Annotated in this window: 15 protein-coding genes and 1 other annotated feature; of the genes, 4 read left to right on the forward strand and 11 right to left on the reverse strand. The window is 34.8% G+C overall.

From position 1 onward, the window contains the following. Positions 1 to 70: 70 nt before the first annotated feature. Complete coding sequence (locus AC3B6G_RS06895) at positions 71 to 415, reverse strand: DUF5388 domain-containing protein (protein ID WP_489849677.1); 345 nt, start codon at positions 413 to 415, stop codon at positions 71 to 73. After that, positions 405 to 1,217, reverse strand: a complete 813-nt coding sequence (locus tag AC3B6G_RS06900; RefSeq protein ID WP_489849678.1) for a ParA family protein — start codon at positions 1,215 to 1,217, stop codon at positions 405 to 407. The genes AC3B6G_RS06895 and AC3B6G_RS06900 overlap by 11 nt, the downstream gene beginning before the upstream one ends. A 531-nt stretch (positions 1,218 to 1,748) precedes the next feature. On the opposite strand from AC3B6G_RS06900, the gene AC3B6G_RS06905 reads away from it, so the two are divergent. Beyond that, positions 1,749 to 2,756 carry a replication initiator protein A gene (locus tag AC3B6G_RS06905; protein ID WP_489849679.1) on the forward strand — a complete coding sequence of 336 codons (1,008 nt, stop codon included), beginning with the start codon at positions 1,749 to 1,751 and terminating at the stop codon, positions 2,754 to 2,756. 11 nt (positions 2,757 to 2,767) lie between these two features. Here AC3B6G_RS06905 and AC3B6G_RS06910 read toward each other — a convergent pair whose 3' ends face one another. Together AC3B6G_RS06910 and AC3B6G_RS06915 are read right to left on the reverse strand one after the other, a co-directional pair. Further along, positions 2,768 to 4,105 carry a glutamate--cysteine ligase gene (locus tag AC3B6G_RS06910; protein WP_489849680.1) on the reverse strand — a complete coding sequence of 446 codons (1,338 nt, stop codon included), beginning with the start codon at positions 4,103 to 4,105 and terminating at the stop codon, positions 2,768 to 2,770. Between the two features lie 106 nt (positions 4,106 to 4,211). Next, positions 4,212 to 5,159 (reverse strand): YczE/YyaS/YitT family protein, encoded by a 948-nt coding sequence (locus tag AC3B6G_RS06915; protein ID WP_489849681.1) that lies wholly within the window; start codon positions 5,157 to 5,159, stop codon positions 4,212 to 4,214. 171 nt (positions 5,160 to 5,330) lie between these two features. On the opposite strand from AC3B6G_RS06915, the gene AC3B6G_RS06920 reads away from it, so the two are divergent. Then, positions 5,331 to 6,248, forward strand: a complete 918-nt coding sequence (locus AC3B6G_RS06920) for a GRP family sugar transporter (RefSeq protein WP_489849682.1) — start codon at positions 5,331 to 5,333, stop codon at positions 6,246 to 6,248. A 143-nt stretch (positions 6,249 to 6,391) separates the two neighbouring features. Here AC3B6G_RS06920 and AC3B6G_RS06925 read toward each other — a convergent pair whose 3' ends face one another. Then, positions 6,392 to 7,315 carry an AEC family transporter gene (locus AC3B6G_RS06925; protein WP_489849683.1) on the reverse strand — a complete coding sequence of 308 codons (924 nt, stop codon included), beginning with the start codon at positions 7,313 to 7,315 and terminating at the stop codon, positions 6,392 to 6,394. Positions 7,316 to 7,335: 20 nt separating this feature from the next. Next, positions 7,336 to 8,316 carry a ketopantoate reductase family protein gene (locus tag AC3B6G_RS06930; protein WP_489849684.1) on the reverse strand — a complete coding sequence of 327 codons (981 nt, stop codon included), beginning with the start codon at positions 8,314 to 8,316 and terminating at the stop codon, positions 7,336 to 7,338. 187 nt (positions 8,317 to 8,503) lie between these two features. On the opposite strand from AC3B6G_RS06930, the gene AC3B6G_RS06935 reads away from it, so the two are divergent. Continuing rightward, positions 8,504 to 9,346, forward strand: coding sequence for an aldo/keto reductase (locus AC3B6G_RS06935; protein ID WP_489849685.1), 843 nt, complete (start codon positions 8,504 to 8,506; stop codon positions 9,344 to 9,346). Between the two features lie 77 nt (positions 9,347 to 9,423). On the opposite strand, the gene AC3B6G_RS06940 is transcribed toward AC3B6G_RS06935, so the two are convergent. Genes AC3B6G_RS06940 through AC3B6G_RS06960 form a run of 5 tightly spaced genes read right to left on the reverse strand, consistent with a single transcriptional unit; the run spans position 9,424 to position 16,835 of the window. After that, positions 9,424 to 10,359 carry a dihydroorotate oxidase gene (locus AC3B6G_RS06940; protein ID WP_489849686.1) on the reverse strand — a complete coding sequence of 312 codons (936 nt, stop codon included), beginning with the start codon at positions 10,357 to 10,359 and terminating at the stop codon, positions 9,424 to 9,426. A gap of 10 nt (positions 10,360 to 10,369) precedes the next feature. Then, positions 10,370 to 13,546, reverse strand: a complete 3,177-nt coding sequence (gene carB, locus AC3B6G_RS06945) for a carbamoyl-phosphate synthase large subunit (RefSeq protein WP_489849687.1) — start codon at positions 13,544 to 13,546, stop codon at positions 10,370 to 10,372. Further along, positions 13,546 to 14,634, reverse strand: coding sequence for a carbamoyl phosphate synthase small subunit (locus tag AC3B6G_RS06950; RefSeq protein ID WP_489849688.1), 1,089 nt, complete (start codon positions 14,632 to 14,634; stop codon positions 13,546 to 13,548). The genes carB and AC3B6G_RS06950 overlap by 1 nt, the downstream gene beginning before the upstream one ends. A 12-nt stretch (positions 14,635 to 14,646) precedes the next feature. Beyond that, positions 14,647 to 15,900, reverse strand: a complete 1,254-nt coding sequence (pyrC, locus tag AC3B6G_RS06955) for a dihydroorotase (RefSeq protein ID WP_489849689.1) — start codon at positions 15,898 to 15,900, stop codon at positions 14,647 to 14,649. A gap of 2 nt (positions 15,901 to 15,902) precedes the next feature. Continuing rightward, on the reverse strand, positions 15,903 to 16,835 hold the full coding sequence (locus AC3B6G_RS06960) for an aspartate carbamoyltransferase catalytic subunit (protein ID WP_489849690.1): 933 nt from the start codon (positions 16,833 to 16,835) through the stop codon (positions 15,903 to 15,905). Between the two features lie 410 nt (positions 16,836 to 17,245). Further along, positions 17,246 to 17,487 (forward strand) — a binding site (T-box leader). A gap of 35 nt (positions 17,488 to 17,522) precedes the next feature. On the opposite strand from AC3B6G_RS06960, the gene AC3B6G_RS06965 reads away from it, so the two are divergent. After that, positions 17,523 to 18,293: an acetoin reductase gene (locus AC3B6G_RS06965; RefSeq protein ID WP_489849691.1), complete on the forward strand. Its 771-nt coding sequence runs from the start codon at positions 17,523 to 17,525 to the stop codon at positions 18,291 to 18,293. Positions 18,294 to 18,394 lie beyond the last annotated feature (101 nt).

Below are 18,394 nucleotides of genomic sequence, written 5' to 3' on the forward strand. Positions count from 1 at the left end.
GTGATTACCACCATACATCATAAAAAATCACAAAAAGAGCTGCGAATTAAATTTCGCAGCTCTTTTCATTTTACTTTTGTTTTTGTAATGTATCACGATGTTCCAGAGATTGAACTTGAAGTTGAATCTCTTCACGCTCTTTGTTTGTTATGGATTCTAAGTAAGCTGATAATGCAATATCAACTGCATCCTTCTGAGAAGATGCATAGCCTAAGATTGCCATTGCTTGAAGTCTATTTCTAGTATGATTATTAATCTTCAAATTAGTAGAAAAAGTAACTGAAGTAACTCGCTTATTGTCTTCCTTTACGGTTTCATTGTTAGTATTAGTAAAGTCAGTTGCCTTAGCAATGTTCTTAGGTTTCAATTGATCTTTAATCTTTTTTCGATTGGAATTAACTAATCTATTCGCCATGTTCAATCCGCTCCATTCTACTTAACAATTCTTTAGCAACTTTATCATAAACATTGAATACTTTTTTATCGAATTTAGTTTTAAAAGTAATCCCAGTCATTCCATATCTTTTAATTCGTTGCATATAATGAATTTTAGTATTAAAGATATTTTCTCCACCAAACTCTTCTGTTGCATTTTTAATCGTTGCTTCATCAACAGGAGCATTAGCTTGCATTAATACTGCTAAAATTCCAACAATTTCTAAACGAGGTGCCTTATAGGTATCAATAACCTCATCTTGAATATAGCGAATAAAGGCTTCAGCACCTTCAAAACTATGTTCATGTGTTTGCATAACAATTACACAATAATCACTAGCATACAATGCTGCATCAGTAATTAATGAAATTGTTGGAGGTGTATCAATTATTACATAGTCATAATCATTTTTAATCTTGTTTAAAAGTTTACTAAATTGAACAACTCTTTCATTATAGTTCTTTATTTTTTCCATATATCTAGGAAATAACGAAAAGTCAGGTGCAGATGCTAATAAGTCTAAATTATCGGTTATTTGAATTAACGATTTAGACAAATCCCCACTTTCAATACTACGCATTAAAGATTCATCAAAATGGCCCACCTTGCCATCAATGTTCACCTTAGTGTTTAACATTAAATTAGTTGCATTTCCTTGGGGATCCAAGTCCACAATTAACGTTTTATTTCCCATTTTACAAAGTTCACATGCAGTCAAGGTCGCATTGCTTGTTTTTCCAACACCACCCTTAAAATTCCCAAAAGTTATTACCTGCGTCATAAAAAATCACTCCTTATTAATATATTCATCATATCACTGACAAAATGTCTTATCAATAAAATATTTTTTATTTAGTGCAGTAGTGCCCGCACTAAAGTAATATTTAGTGCTAGTGTTCAGTAGTGCAATAGTGCTAGCACTATTCTTAGTTTAAATTGTTATTAAATCAACTTTTATAAGCTCACTAAAATAGTGCTGTAGTGCTAGCACTAAAGTAATATTTAGTGTAGGTGTGCATGTGTGCAAGCACTAAGTAGTGCTGTAGTGCTTATGCAAAATTCCCTATTGACATTGATATAACAACGTTTTATTCTATTAGCGTGTTCTTATTTAAAAGATAAAAAACACAAAAAAAGCTCTGTTATTTCGACGTAACAGAGCAAATAAATTAGAAATTAAAGTAATCAGAATAAGAAATTATCCTATCTTGACTATAGTGATTGGTTAATATACTCCTACATATATTAACTTTTCGTATATCATTATAGCTTATTTAATTGTGCCTTTCAATCTAATAAAGGAACTAAAACATTGATAGGACAATACATTATACCGATTGCTTCCAAAAAAGGAGCAATAACTATGCAATTTATCATGGTTAATAGGGAACTTATTGATAATCAAGAGCTATCAAATGATGAAATCATCGCCTACTCACTATTATGTGATCGTATGAAATCATCTAGAAAATTATCTAGTTTTTTTGATAAAAAAGAAAATGACCACTATGTCATTTATACACAAGCAGAAATGGCGAGTGCTCTGAAAGTTTCAGCAAGAAAGGTGAACTCCATCTTTAAAAAACTTGTTGAGCTTGGTTTAGTTCGGGCTAAAAAACAATTCAGCACTGCTAGTCGTCTTTTTCTGCCAAAATTTATTAAAGAACAAAATAACACACTTGCAAAATCTGCACATGCTAAAGTGCAAAATTTGCAAACTAATAATCAAAAGCATCTTAATCAAAAAAATAAATCAAAGATTTATACAGTTAATACAGAGCAGCAACTTGATAAACCAAATAAAATTGATCTTTGGAAACAAGCTGTAGTTCATAAAATAGGATTACCAATCGAAACGGTTGAACAAATCCTTGTATTTACGCATAATGATTTAAATCGTGCCTACCAAATTGTCGGGATTATTTCTAATGCCCGAACTAGTGTTGTGAAAGAAAATAAATTAAAAAAATCTACCAAGACGCAGTTTGAATCTAATGCTAATATTCAAACCAAATTAGGGGTTAAATTAAAATATATGTTTAATTATCTTCCTAACAAGGTTGATGAACAAAGTAAATACATGACAAAATGTCTAAAAAATTTCTTTTTAGAGGCTTTAGGAATTAAAAAGGATAAATTAGTCACTCCTAAAGTAAAGAACGCTAAAAAGACGTTAAATATTAAAAAACCAGATTGGATGAATGAAGTTTATGATCCAAATCAAAATAAGACGACAAGTGAAAATAAACGAAAAGAAATTACCGCATTAGAAAAACTAAAAAAATTGAGAAAACAAAATAGCTTGTTAACTCAATTTTAAGAATAAAATATTTAGTTAAAAATGTGTTTTAAATCGGATTGTTTCAAATCATCAGCTTTATCTTTAAGACAATCACTAGAAATTGGTGAATTTAATACATCTTTTTGATATTGTTTTGCAGTTTTTAATCCATATTCTAGTAGTGAATTTTTGTTAATGTGTTTTACTAAGGTTCCACTAATTGTTAAATCTGGATCAGTAATTTGATTTTCAACTGAAGTGAGAACTTCTAAATATTCTGGACTTAGATTTAATTTTGTTGCCGTCCACCTTAAATTATTAACGAATGAAATTGCTAAATTTTCATATTGACAGTGGTTATTAGGTTCTTCTGAAGCCACATTGTCATTCATTTGATTGTAAATTTGAGTTTGTTCTGCCGAATGGATATTATTCTTATCATTTGTAATTATAAAGTATGCCATCATTAATCGAATTAATGTTAATGTGCTAGTTTTAACTGCTATAGGGGTAGTTGGATCTAAATCTAACATTCTTAATTCAAGATACTTTATTCCATCTTCTTTAAGGGTATTTAAATCTGAACTACCTTTAAATCGGACGGCTCCGTAAAATTCTGCAATTGACATAATTTTGCCGTCTTTTACGGCATTTATAATCTTATCGACATATGAATCAACATTAGAATAATCAATGTCAAATGATGTTGGATATCCAAAATGACTTTGTCTAATACTACGAATTGGATTCTTAGGAGCTTCATTTTGAAAATAGTTATTTTGGGCAACTGGACTAGCGCCGAAAAGATATGTTAAAAACCAACGATATTTAATAAATCCTTGCGCAATTATTGGATAAATGTAATTTTCAACATCCCCAATTGTTTTATATTTCTCATTTGAATGCGTTTTTATAAATTCTAAAATTTGATAATTTAGACTAATATTGATGTGAACGCCACAAGGTGTTTGTTTGGCGAATCCGTAACGCTTATATAAACCTTCAATATATTTTCTTTTTTTGGGACTTGCTTTGGCAAGATATGATTCATAGTCTGAAGTTGGTAAGATTGGTGGCATTGACATTGGCCAAAGAACTTCATTTGGACTTAAGTTTTTTCTTAAAACAGTTGTTAAATCTGAAGAATAACGAAGAGTTGAAATATCGTTATTTGTTGGTGGGGTGACGACTTCAGTCATTGCTTCAAGAAAGTCTGTTGTGATCCAAGGATTCTTAGCTTCATTGCCAATATTTTTCGGATAGGGAGCTTTGCTTAAATGGCCATTTAAATTCGTTCGGTCTCTTTCTACTTCAATTCCAGTAGTAATATTCATCAATACATTTTGTAATTGCTGATTGATAATCGTATTCCCAAGCTTATTAAACATGCAAACACTCCCTTTTAAATTATTTCTTTAAATTTTATACCAATCGGTAGTTTTACACAATTTTTATGTAAAAAAAGCATCCTCATTTGAGGATGCTAGTTAATTATTATTTTGAAGGATCATTAATATTTAAGTTTCGCTTTTCTGCTTCGGCTTTCAATGAATTATATCTGTAAATTAATTCTTGTTGAAGTCGTTTTGAACGACTGATTTGATGTTCAGTATTTTCCATTAAATTGATTAAATCTTCATCGGAATAACTGGACATATGTTGTTTCATGGCATTAGTTTGATAATATGCATGCTTTAAAAGAGCGTATCCATATTTTCCTAAACCAGAAATTCCATGTCCAGCATTTTTAATTGTTGGTTCTTCACTAAAGTGATCAATATGATACATGAGTTGTTGGGAAACACTGTTTGTCCAAAAGTTAATTAATGGACCAGCAAAAAAGGCAATTACAAGGGTTAAAACACCAACATCACCCTTTGCAAAAAAGGCAACGACCATGAATGCAATATCCTGACAACTACGAACATGTTGATATTTAGCGTGTAATTTTTTAGTTAAGATAGGTGCAATTGCATCATATGGAGCAGCTCCTAAGTTAGTACTCATATAAATTGAAGTCCCGAGGGTAAATAGAAGGAGTCCAACTACTAAGTCAACAATGACTACGTACGGATTGCTGTATGCAAAAAGGAATTCTTTGTATAAAACTGAAAACCATTCAATTTCAAAACCGACTAGAACCATGTTCAAAATAGTTCCAATTCCAATTTGTTTTCTGTCCATAAATAAAACAAAAATGAACATTATCAAATTGATTCCTAATTGCAGTGGTCCTAATTGAATTCCAGTTAATTTAGAAAAACCAGTGTTCATTGCAGTAAATGGATCTAGTCCCAAACCACTTTGTTTTAAAAAGGTGGTTCCCATTGATAAAATAGCAATTCCAATAAATGACATGATAGTTCTTAACGTTATATTAAGAGCCTTATTTTTGTGCGTAAGTTTTGTTGAATTCTCAACAACAGATTCTTTATAATCCAAAATTAACACTCTCCTTAATATCAATATTATAATCCTAATCAAATAAATATAGAAATAAATTATTTCTTTGTAAGCCTTTACATTATTAATTTGACAACACCTATCACGTGTTATAAACTTATAAGCAGATAAACTTTTAAATTAAAAATTTAACAAGGAGTTCTATGACAAATGAATATTTTAATTGGATTAGTTCCAGCGCTTTTATGGGGATTAATGCCGGTCATTGCCGGTAAAACTGGTGGAAAGCCGATCAACCAGTTGATTGGTAATACTGCTGGGGCCCTCATCGTTGGGATCATTACGTTTTTGATCGTTCAACCTCACTATTCCTTAACAGCATTGTTCTGGTGTTTCTTATCTGGGGCTGCATGGACTTGTGGTCAACTATCACAATATAGTTCCTTCCCTAAGATTGGGGTATCAAGAGCGATGCCAATTTCAACAGGAGCTCAATTAGTTGGAACTTCAATTATTGGAGTTTTATTCTTGGGTAACTGGCCTAACACAATGGATAAGATCATTGGTTTTGTTGCTATTATCATTGTCATTTGTGGTGTTTTCTTAACTACCAAGACAGATAATGCTGACCAAGCAAGTGGTCTTGATCCTGAGGTTTTAAGAAAGGGAACCATTATCTTACTACTTGGAACCATCGGTTACGTTGGGTTCTCAGTATTACCACAAATTCCTGGAAATACAGGATTTGGTAACTTCCCTGCTGAATCACTAAAAATGGCATTTGCTGCATTTCCAGCTCAATCATTGGGGATGTTCATTGCATCAATTTGTATCTCATTCTTCTATCGAGATGAAAATGGTAAATTACCAATCATGGAAAAGAAGTCTTTCCAAAACATTATTGTTGGGATTGACTTTGGATTAGCTTCAGCTGTTTACTTAGTTTCTACTCATAGAAATGGAGTTGCAACTGGATTTACGCTATCTCAAATGAGTGTTATCGTTTCAACATTAAGTGGGATTTTATTACTCGGTGAAAAGAAGAGTAAGAAGGGTCTTACTTATGTAATTGAAGGATTAATTTTAGTTGTTATTGGTGGAGTTATCACCGGTTTAATTCCGAAATAGACCTTTAATTAAAAGAAGTCGTTTACTAAATGTAAACGGCTTTTTATTTTGCTTATTAAATTATATATTATTAGTAATTTATTATTAATAATAAAAAATAAAAAGAGTATTAACATCAAAGCCTTTGGTGTTGATACTCTTTTTTAAACTCCACGGATTATCATGATACATGCTAATGTAATGATTGAAAGCACAGTCGTTAGGAATAAAGTAGAAACCATTTCCTTTTCAGCAACTTTGTATTGATTTGAAAAAGTAGTGATAATTCCCGCACTTGGAATTCCAGTTGTAATTAAAACTTCAGTTACAACATCTGAACTTACGTGAACGGTCGTCATTACAATAAACATTACTAATGGAATAATAATTAATTTAGCAAACACGTTTCTGAAAACTTGAAATGAGAAACTTGCTTTTAATCTTTGTAAAATAATTCCAGATGAGAAAAGGGCTAAACCACTTGTTGTGCTTCCAATAATTTTAAAATTAGTTTCCCACATTGGATCAATGCTAAAGCCACAGAAGACAAGAATTGCAGCAATAATTGGAGCAAACACAACTGGTTTTTTGATTGCTTTGATGAAGTGTTGAGAATAATGAGTATCATCACCGCTATCCATTGAAATTAAAATAATCGTTAATGGCATTAATAGTAGGTTTAGTGTAATACCTCCAAATGAAATGATAAGCGGACTTTGTTTTGGGAAAATAGTTCCTAAAATGATTGGACCAACATAAACAATGGATGGAGCCCCAATAGCAAGTGATCTCATTGCTGAGACAGCCATTCGTTGTTTAAATACAAAATGAGAAAGACTAAAAGTAATCAAATATGTTCCGACCATAGCAATAACGACCCACCCACCAACATTAAAGTTGTCTAGAATCGTTTTGCTTTTTAAGGAAATGATACTACCGAATAAACTGAATGGTAGCGCATAACCTAAGACAAATTGATTGAATTTAGAGGCGTCTTTTAAATTGAATGTATTTCGAGAGGAGGAGTAGTAACCGACTAGCAAAGTAACAATAATTGGGCAAAGGGCACTGACTAGTTTAGTGAACATGACTGAACCTCTACTTTCTTTTAACTGTTTTGAATTTTCTTAACGTATGCATCTAAGTCAAAATTACTACTAAATTCAGCGAGATGAACCATATTGCGTAAGAAATCATGAGTAGATGCTTCATAATGATACTTTAAACCTAATTCATATAAATATCCGTTAATGTAATCAACTTCGGTTGGACGATTCTTAGAGAAGTCTTGGTACATGGATGGATAATGTAAAGGATTTCCCTTTTCACTAACAAATTTAACGGTTTCCCATTCTTCTTCTCTTGTTGCTAATAATTTAATATTAGCTCGTTCACAAACATCGTAAGCTTCATTAATTAATTGACGAGAAAGTTTTTCAGCTGTTGGAGCTTGAATAAATTCACCCATTGGAATTTTCATCATCGTACAGATAGTATTAACAACTGAATTGAAAATTACTTTGGATAATAAGGTTCCCATAAAGTTAGTGGTTAATTTAGGATTTAAGTTTGCTTTTTGGAAGTCATCCATAATAGCGTGAGTCGTATCATCAGGTTTTTCTGTTTCATTTGCAAAATGCATTGAACCAGCACCCTTTTTACCAATAAAGTCAACGTCTCCAGCTTTATTTAGGACAGTTCCAATCATTGCGGTTCCGCCAATGACCTTGTCCTTAGCAAAGTACTTATTGAACTTTTCAATGTGACCCATCCCGTTCATTCCACTAACGACATATTGTTTATCGTTGAAGAAATGAGAACACTGTTCCAATAATTTGGCTAATCCCATTTGCTTTGCAAAAACAATTAATACGTCTGGATTACCCTTATATTCTTCAGGAGTGTAAATGTTAATTGGTACCAAATGACGATTTTGACCATCTCTAGAAACATAAACGCCCTTTTGTTCCTTAATAGTTGTTACTTCAGGATCCCAATTATCCACAAAATCAACAGATGCGCCGGATTCTTGGAGTAATACCCCAATTCGTAAACCCATCGCTCCGGCACCCAAAACAGTATATTTCATAACACTTCACTCCTTTAATTAATATTATTAATTTTTGTTTAAATTGTTTAAATTCTACTAACGTTTCTAGCTGGTGTCAAGAAAAATTTTGAGAATCCCTTCTAAACGAGCAATTTATATTACATCTAATGTTGAGCCTGTTATAATAATCACCGTTTAAAATGATGAATAAAGAGAGGAGATAGCAATGATTAATTTTAATGGTGTAAAAATTCCAGCAATTGGTATGGGTACTTGGCACATGGGGAGTGATTCTAATCTCTATGAACAACAAAAAGCGACATTGCAATATGGAATTGAACATGGCGCAAACGTTATTGATACTGCTGAACAATATGGCGAAGGTGATTCAGAGCGGATCGTTGGGGATGCGATCAAGGATTTCTCAAGAGATAATTTATTTGTAATTTCAAAATTCTATCCGTTTCATGCTGAGAAAAAGGCTTTAGAAAATGCTTTGGATAATAGTCTGAAGCGTTTAGGGACCGATTATCTTGATTTATACTTGTATCACTGGATTGGAGCTACTCCATTAAGTGAAGTAGTAGCCAATATGCAAGCAATGCAAGATAAGGGTAAAATTAAGCGATGGGGCGTTTCTAATTTTGACTTACCTGATATGCAAGATTTATTGTCAGTTCCTGATGGGAAAAATGTAATGGCAAATGAAGATCTTTATAACATTGGTTCACGGGGAATTGATTATGATTTACTTCCTTGGCAACGAGAACATAACATCCCATTAATTGCTTATGCACCAATCGATCAAGCTGATAGTCGAGGAAACGGAATTGTTGCTAACCAAGCAATAGAAAGTGTTGCTCAACGTCATTCTGCAACTGTTTATCAAGTTATGCTCGCATGGGCAATTCGAGATGGCCAGACATTAGCAATTCCGCAAACTGATAGTCAAAAACATATGCAAGAAAATATTGATGCTGCTAAGATTCAATTAACGGAGCAAGATATGCAAGAATTAGAAGCAGCTTTTCCAGCTCCTACGACCAAACAACCTTTGGATATAATTTAGTAAATAAAAAACCGGTTTAGTTTTTAGCTAAATCGGCTTTTATTTTAAATAATTAATAATTTATTTTTAATTATTAATTACATTGTTTTTAACTTGCCACGGAAATCTGATAATGAGTGGTAACCTTTATCAGCCATGATACGTTTTAATTCAGCAGTTAAACGTTCATATACTTGAGGGCCTTCGATCATTAATTGGGTGCCGACTGAAACGATTTCTGCTCCACAAAGGATATGAGCAAAGACATCTGCTCCCGTTTTGATTCCACCAGTTCCGATAATTTTAATATCAGGATTTAATCTTTGACGAAAGGCTCTAACATTTGCTAAAGCAGTTGGTAAAATCATATTTCCTCCAAGACCACCAAACCCACCTTTAGCTTTAATAACAACTGATTCGCTGTTAATATCAACCCATAATCCATTACCAACGGAGTTAACAGCGTTGATGTGAGTGAGTGGGAATTGATTTAAAATAGCGGCCATTTGATCGAAATGGACTAAATCAAAATAGGGAGGCAACTTGACACCAAGTGGCTTAGTAAAGAATTGGAAGACATCTTCTAATAATTGTTGAGTTGCTTCAAAATCATATGCCATTTGAGGTTTACCAATTACATTGGGACAGGATAAATTTAATTCAGTTAACCCATTGTAATCAGAATCCATGATTTTATGAAGCAGTTTAATATCATCATCAGCAGATAAGCCAGAAACTGATAACACGGTTGGTTTATTATGCTCCTGGGATACATAATCCATGTAATACTCAAATCCTTGGTTAGGTAATCCCATTGAATTAATAGAACCATTAGCTAATTCGTGATACCTAGGTTGGGGATTACCGTCCCGTTTTTGCAGGGTAGCACTTTTAGTTACAATCCCACCGGTATATTCGTTAGTCATCAAATCGTTTAATTCTGCAGTCGTTTGACAATGAACACCAGATGCGTTCAAGAAAAGACTTTTGAATTCATGTCCAGCAATTGTTCCTGATAAATCAAAGTTAGTCATAATGATCCTCCTATAATGGGTTAATGGCGAATGAACGTGATTCAAGAACATCCAAAAATGCGTCGACAGTGTCCATTGCAGTGAATAATGGCACTTCATTTTCAATGGCATTAGCTCGGATCTGACTTTCGTCATTCGCAGCCCGTTTGGTGTTATCAACAGTATTGATAACTACTTGTAACTTCCCGTCTTGAATCTCGTTAATAGCGTTGTTTTCAGATTCTTCTAACTTATCGATCTTATTAGCACGAAGACCATGTTGTTCAAAGAACTTAGCAGTGTTTTCAGTTCCTTGAATCTGGAAACCAAGTGCTCTGAAGCGGTGGGCAAGGGCGAGTGATTCTTCTTTGTCAGCATCAGCAACCGTGAATAACACATTTCCGTGATCAGGAACCTTTAAACCAGCCGCAACAAAGGCCTTGTATAATGCTTTGGAGTAATTTACATCAGATCCCATAACTTCACCAGTAGATTTCATTTCAGGTCCTAAAATGCTATCAACAGCAGGAAGTTTACTGAAACTGAAAACGGGGGCTTTAACGTGGACCATCTTAGGTTCTGGAACTAATCCTTCTTCGTAGCCTAATTCAGGAAGAGTTTTACCAAGCATCAATTGAGTGGCAACTTGAGCCATACTGACACCAGTTACTTTGGATAAGAATGGCACTGTCCGGGATGCACGTGGATTAACTTCGATTACATAGGCCTTGTTGTCGTGGATGACGAATTGGACGTTCATTAAACCGATCACGTTCAACTCTTTTCCTAGTTTAATGGCATCGTTAATGATTTGTTTTTTTACATCATTGGCCATATTTTGAGGAGGGTAAACACCCATTGAATCACCAGAATGAATTCCGGCTCGTTCAATATGTTCCAAAATTCCAGGAATGACGATATTTTTACCATCACCAATGATATCGACTTCGGCTTCAGAACCAACCAAGTAAGAATCAATTAATACGGGATGATCATTTGAAACCTTAACGGCCCGATGCATATATTCACGAAGGGCGTCGTCAGAAGTAATGATTTCCATTGCCCGACCACCTAAAACGTATGATGGACGAATCAAGATGGGATAGCCAATTTCATTAGCAACTTGAACGGCTTGGTCGATCGTAGTAGCGGTAGCACCCTTAGGTTGAGGTAAGTTCAACTTGTTAATAACTTCCCCAAAGAGTTCCCGATCTTCACCACGATTAATATCTTCAACTGAAGTTCCAAGAATTTTGATACCTCGTTCATTTAATGGTTCTGCTAAATTAATTGCTGTTTGTCCACCAAATTGGATTACAACACCCATTGGTTTTTCATGGTCGATGACGTTTAAAACATCTTCTAGTGTTAATGGTTCAAAGTAAAGCTTATCTGAAATCGAGAAATCAGTTGAAACAGTTTCCGGATTAGAATTCATAATGATGGCTTCGTAACCAGCTTTTTGAATTGCCTTAACACAATGAACGGTAGCGTAATCAAATTCAACCCCTTGACCAATTCTAATGGGACCAGAACCAATTACTAAAACAGAAGGTTTCTTGGTAACAACTGATTCATCATCATCTTCGTAAGTACTGTAATAGTAAGGAGTTTCAGATTCAAATTCACCTGCGACAGTATCAACCATTTTATATACTGGGAGAATCTTATTTGCTTTTCTAAAATCACGGATTTCTTGAGCTGTTTTACCCCATAACTTACCAATTTCGGCATCAGTAAAACCATTTTTCTTAGCATTCTTTAAAACCACTAGATCGTTTGGATGTTGCTTTAAATCGTTTTCAATCTCAATGATGTGGAGGAACTTATCTAAATAAAATTCATTGATTTTGGTAATATCATGAATTTTTTCAATCGTAACGCCTCTTCTAAGGAGTTCACAGATAACGAATAAGCGATCATCCTTAGCTGGCATTAAATCAGCTAATAATTCATCCGTACTGGTGTCTTTAAATTTAGGATCATCAACATATTTACTATCAATTTCCAATGAACGAACTGCTTTTAGAATAGATTCTTCAAAGTTTCTTCCAATGGCCATGACTTCTCCAGTTGCCTTCATTTGGGTCCCCAACTTACGGCTAGCGCCAGGGAATTTATCAAATGGCCAGCGGGGGATCTTGGTAACAACATAATCTAATGCTGGTTCAAAGTCAGCCCAAGTTTTACCAGTGATAGGGTTCTTAATTTCGTCTAGGTTCAAGCCAACCGCAATTTTAGCTGCAGTCTTAGCAATTGGATACCCAGTGGCTTTAGAAGCTAAAGCAGATGAACGGGAAACACGGGGGTTCACTTCGATAATGTAGTATTTATCGCTGTTCAAGTCCAATGCCATTTGAACGTTACAACCACCTTCGATCTTGAGGGCTCGAATGATCTTTAATGCGGCATCCCGCATCATTTGATAGTCGCGGTCAGACAAAGTTTGGGTTGGTGAAGTAACGATTGAATCACCAGTATGGATTCCAACTGGGTCAATATTTTCCATTGGAGCAACAATAATTGCATTATCATTGGCATCCCGCATTACTTCAAATTCAATTTCCTTATATCCGGCAATTGAACGTTCAACGAGGACTTGAGTTACTGGTGAAAGATCTAGACCATTGGTTGCAATTTCTTCTAGTTCTTCTTCGTTGTGAGCAAAACCACCACCGGTTCCACCTAAGGTATAAGCAGGTCGAATAACAACTGGGAACCCAACTTCTTTTACAAATAATTTAGCCTCGTTCAATGTCGTTGCAATTTGAGATTCTGGAACTGGTTCGTGAATTCTTTCCATTAATTCCTTAAATTGTTCACGATCCTCAGCTTCTTCAATGGCATGAAGTTTAGTTCCCAATAGTTCAATTTTTAATTCATCTAAAATACCAGAGTCAGCTAATTTTTTAGCCATGTTCAATCCAGTTTGACCACCTAAGGTTGGCAGAATTGCATCTGGTAATTCTTGTCGAATGATCTTAGACACAAATTGAAGGGTAATTGGTTCAATAAAGACTTTGTCCGCAATTTCCTTATCAGTCATGATCGTAGCTGGATTAGAGTTAATTAAAATAACTTCATAGCCTTCTTCACGAAGAGCTAAACAAGCTTGTGAACCGGAATAATCAAATTCAGCAGCTTGACCAATAATGATGGGACCAGAACCGATTACTAAAATCTTATGAATATCATTTCGTTTAGGCATTATTTAAGACCTCCATTACTGTTTTCTTCACACATCTTAATAAAATTATCGAACATGTATTCTGAATCATGAGGACCAGGGCAAGCATCGGGATGGAATTGAACAGAGAAAGCATGGTGTCCCTTTAAACGAACTCCTTCAACTGTGTGGTCATTAATTTCTTCATGGGTAATTTCTAAGTCGGTATTTTGGATTGAGTCACGATCAACAGCATAACCATGGTTTTGGGAAGTGAAGTTATTACGTTTCATATCCACATCACTAACGGCATGGTTAAAGCCTCGATGCCCGAATTTCATTTTATAGGTCTTAGCTCCATTTGCGAGAGCGAAAAGTTGATGCCCCAAACAAATTCCCATTAATGGATAATGTTCTTCCAATTCTTTAATGACTGGTAATGCGTATTCATATTGTAATGGATCACCAGGACCATTAGAAAGTAGGATTCCATCTGGATATGATTCCATAATTTCCTTTGCAGAAGTATGACCAGGAAAGACGGTAACATTTGCTCCGCGTTTATCTAGTGCACTAACGATTGATTCCTTTAAACCAAAGTCTAAAAGGGCGATTCGAACACCATTACTTGGTGATTGATAAGCACTTTTGGTGGCAGCTTCATCAGCTTTTGCTCTTAGGATCGGTTGATAGTCTTGTTCAAAGGTCTTTTTAATCTTTGCTTCATCGATCTCACTTACGATGACGGCAGGCATGGAACCTTCATCTCGAATTTCTTTAGCTAATTTTCTAGTATCAACACCTGTGATGCCAGGTAGATCTTCTTGTTCTGCATAATCCGCTAATGACATAACAGAACGATAATTACTAGGTCTTCTAGCAAGCTCATGTACAATGATGGCATCAACGGCTGGTCTGAATCCCTCGGAATCATCCCGATTGATACCATAGTTTCCGATCAATGGATAAGTAAATACCATTGATTGACCATAATAACTAGGATCAGTCATCGTTTCTTGATAGCCAGTCATTCCAGTACTGAAGACTACTTCAGTATAAATGTCCTTATTTGAACCAAAACCTTCTCCGGTATAAACGGAACCATTCTTTAACACTAAATAACGTTTCATTGAACAATCCTCCTAGTATGCTTGTTTACCATCGACAAATGTTGCAATCGTTTTACCAAAAACATGTTCTCCAATGAAGGGGGAGTTCTTTCCCTTTGAGAGGAAGTCTTCGGCTTTAATTTCATATTCATGATTTAAATCCATAATTGCAAAATCAGCTGGATCTCCAATATTTAATTGGCCGGCATTCTTTAATTGAAAATCATTGATGGGGTTAGTAACCATCCATTTTAATAATGTGTTGAGACTTACTAAACCGCTCTTTACGAACTTAGTATAGGCAAGGGCAAAGGAAGTTTCGATGCCTACGATACCAAAAGAAGCCGTCTTCATTGAACCACTCTTTTCTTCTACACTATGAGGGGCGTGATCAGTTGCAATCATATCAATCGTGCCATCAAGTAATCCAGCAATTAAAGCTTTTCTGTCTTCCGGAGTTCTCAAAGGTGGATTCATTTTCATCATTGGATTATCCATGGTAATCATTGAATCATCCAAGAACAAATGGTGGGGAGAAACCTCAGCAGTTACATCAACTCCCTGTAACTTGGCAAAGCGAACTAATTCGACGGATTCCTTAGTGGAAATGTGAGCAACATGGTAATGACATCCAGCAGCTTTTGCTAAAACTAAATCGCGGGCTAATTGGGATGATTCACTTAATGAGGACATCCCAGGTAAGCCTAGTTTTTCAGAAGCAGCTCCTTCGTTCATCACACCACCATGAATTAAGCTATCGTCTTCAACGTGAGCGATGATGGCCTTATTAACTGACTTAGCTAACTTCATTGCTTTGAACATTGTGTCTGCAGTTTGAACGCCATGACCATCATTACTGAAAGCCGCAGCCCCCATTTCAGCCATCTTTTGAATATTAGTAACTTTATCTTCAGTTAAGTCACCAGAAATGGCAGCAATTTGGCCAACTTTAATGACACCGTCTTGTTTATTTTTATCGAACATTTTTTGTAACATTTCGGGAGTATCAACGACAGGTTTAACGTTTGGCATCGCAAGAACAGTAGTGAAGCCGCCATGAGCAGAAGCTTTGCTACCGGTCTTGATAGTTTCCTTATATTCTAGACCTGGATCACGAAAATGAACGTGGACATCAACTAATCCGGGGATGATCGTGTTCTTTTCAGCGTCAAATGTTTTATCAACTGAATCATTGATTTGGGGTGCAATTTTGATGATTTTACCATCTTCAATTAATAAATCTGTGATTTGACCATCTTTCATCGCATTTTTGATTAATGTTTTCATTGTTATTTGTCCTCCACTAAGTTTCGTTCTTTCAATAACTGATTTAAAATTGCCATTCTAGCAAAGACACCATTGTGCATTTGGGTGAAAATCCTAGATTTAGGGCTTTCAACTAATGATGATGCCACTTCAACACCGCGATTAACGGGCGCAGGATGCATGATAATAGCATTAGGCTTCATGTGCTTTGCTCGTTCCTCAGTCAATCCGTATTCTGTGTAGTAGTCAGCAGGGGTAAAGCTAGCAACTGCGTTTTTGTTCAATCTTTCAAGTTGAACTCTCAAGAGCATTACAACATCTAAATTATCAATAACGTCATCCATCTTTACGAAGGTACCAAATTGATCAAAGTCTTCTGGATACCATTCACGAGGGCCGCCAAAGTAAATTTCTACGCCAAGTCGATGCATGATTTCAGCATCTGAACGAGCTACACGAGAATGAGATAAATCACCAAAGATACCAATTTTTAAATTCTTAAAATCACCAAATTCATCATGAATAGTTACTAGATCGAGGAGGGTTTGAGAGGGATGTTGACCGCTACCATCACCAGCATTTACTAATGAAAGATGAATATTAGGATCGTCTTGGAGCTTGTTGTACCAACCAGTTTCTGAATGACGAATAACTGTGAAATCCAAGCCAATGGCTTGAAGCGTTTTAATGGTATCACCAAGGGATTCACCCTTTGTAACTGAACTGGTTGCTGGATTGATGCCAATCAATTGCATTCCTAATTTCTTTTCAGCCATTTGAAATGAACTATGAGTTCTTGTACTGTTTTCAAAGAAAAGGTTAGCCGCATAAATTGGTCGCTTAAGTTGAACTGATTTACCAGCTTTAAAAGCTTCTGCTGATTCAATTAAATTTTGAATTTCATTATTAGGTAATTTGTTAATGTTTAAAAAGTGATGTGATTGTTCAGAAGCCATTATGATTTCCTCCTCAAAAATAAAAGACTATCCAATCAGATTGGGTAGTCTTGTTTGGGGGACTTCATTAAACATCAACTACCCTCTCTGGAGTACATTATTGATTATGAAATGAACTTGATATCGAATAAAAAAGCCTCCTGTTTGAACAGGGGGCTTTTGGTTATGTACTTGCATCCATCCATGAGAGATACAAATAAATTACCCTTAGCGACTCTCTGGTCAACTTTTAAAGGATATCAATATTCATATGTTGCTTGTATTATAAAATGAAATCAGCAAAAAAGCAATTGAAATTAGATCAGTTGGTATTATAAATAATTAATTATTTATATTTTATTTTTAATAATTAATTATATAATAAAAGAATTGACTTTTAAAATTATGTGTTTAGAATAAACTTTAAATAAATTAAATGAGCGAAAAGATAAGTAAATCAGGGAACAATTTAAAGAGAAGTACGGTTGGTGAGAAGTACTAATTGTAAATTGATTGAAAATGGTCTTAGGAATGTTCATGCTACTGAGCAAAATTGTAAGGTAACATCGGGAACTCCCGTTATAGAGTTAGGATATTATTAGGTATCTGAAGTGTAATGACTATTTAGTCATTGAAATAAGGTGGCACCGCGGAAAGTATTTTCGTCCTTTTGGATGAAGATACTTTTTATTTTGGGAGGAATTTAAAATGACAAAATTAGCGGTAGTTACTGGAGCAGGCCAAGGAATTGGAAAAGGGATCGCTGAAAAATTAGCTAGTCAAGGTTATTCAATTGCGGTTGCTGATATCAATGAAAAAACATCCCATCAAGTAGCAGCAGAGTTGAATGATCAGGGATATAAAGCTAAGGCTTATGTTATAGATGTAGCTAAACGAGATGAAGTATTTAAATTAGCGACTGATTCTGTTAATGATTTAGGTCAATTAGCAGTTTGGATCAATAATGCTGGAGTTGCTTTTATAGATACATTTGTTGATTCTGATCCTGAAAAGTTTGAACGATTAATAGATGTGAATTTAAAGGGAACATACTGGGGAATTCAAGCGGCAGCTAAACAATTCATTAAACAGGGTAATGGAGGTCGAATCGTAAATGCAGCTTCTTTAGCTGGAGTGGAAGCTTCAGCGTTACAAAGTGCTTACTCTGCTTCTAAATTCGGAATTCGTGGTCTTACTCAAGCAGCAGCAAAGGAATTAGCACAATATCATATCACCGTAAATGCATATAATCCAGGAGTTGTGAGAACGCCGCTACGAGATATGATTGATGAAGTTACTTCTAAGATTAAACATATTTCAATCGATGAACAACGTAAATCAGTTTTAAGTGAAATTGATAACCGTCGGGAGGCAACTCCAGCTGATGTTGCTAATCTAGTTTCATGGTTAGTATCAGATGATACTAATTATATTACTGGTCAATCTATTATGGTGGATGGTGGGATGCATTATCTTTAACATAAATTGCTTAGTCCTTTTGTGGACTAAGAATACATAATAAAATTTAAGACTGCTTAATTTTTTTAGTTCAAAAACATAATGATGATATAATAATAGGT

The organism is Nicoliella sp. ESL1149 (genome assembly GCF_058107265.1).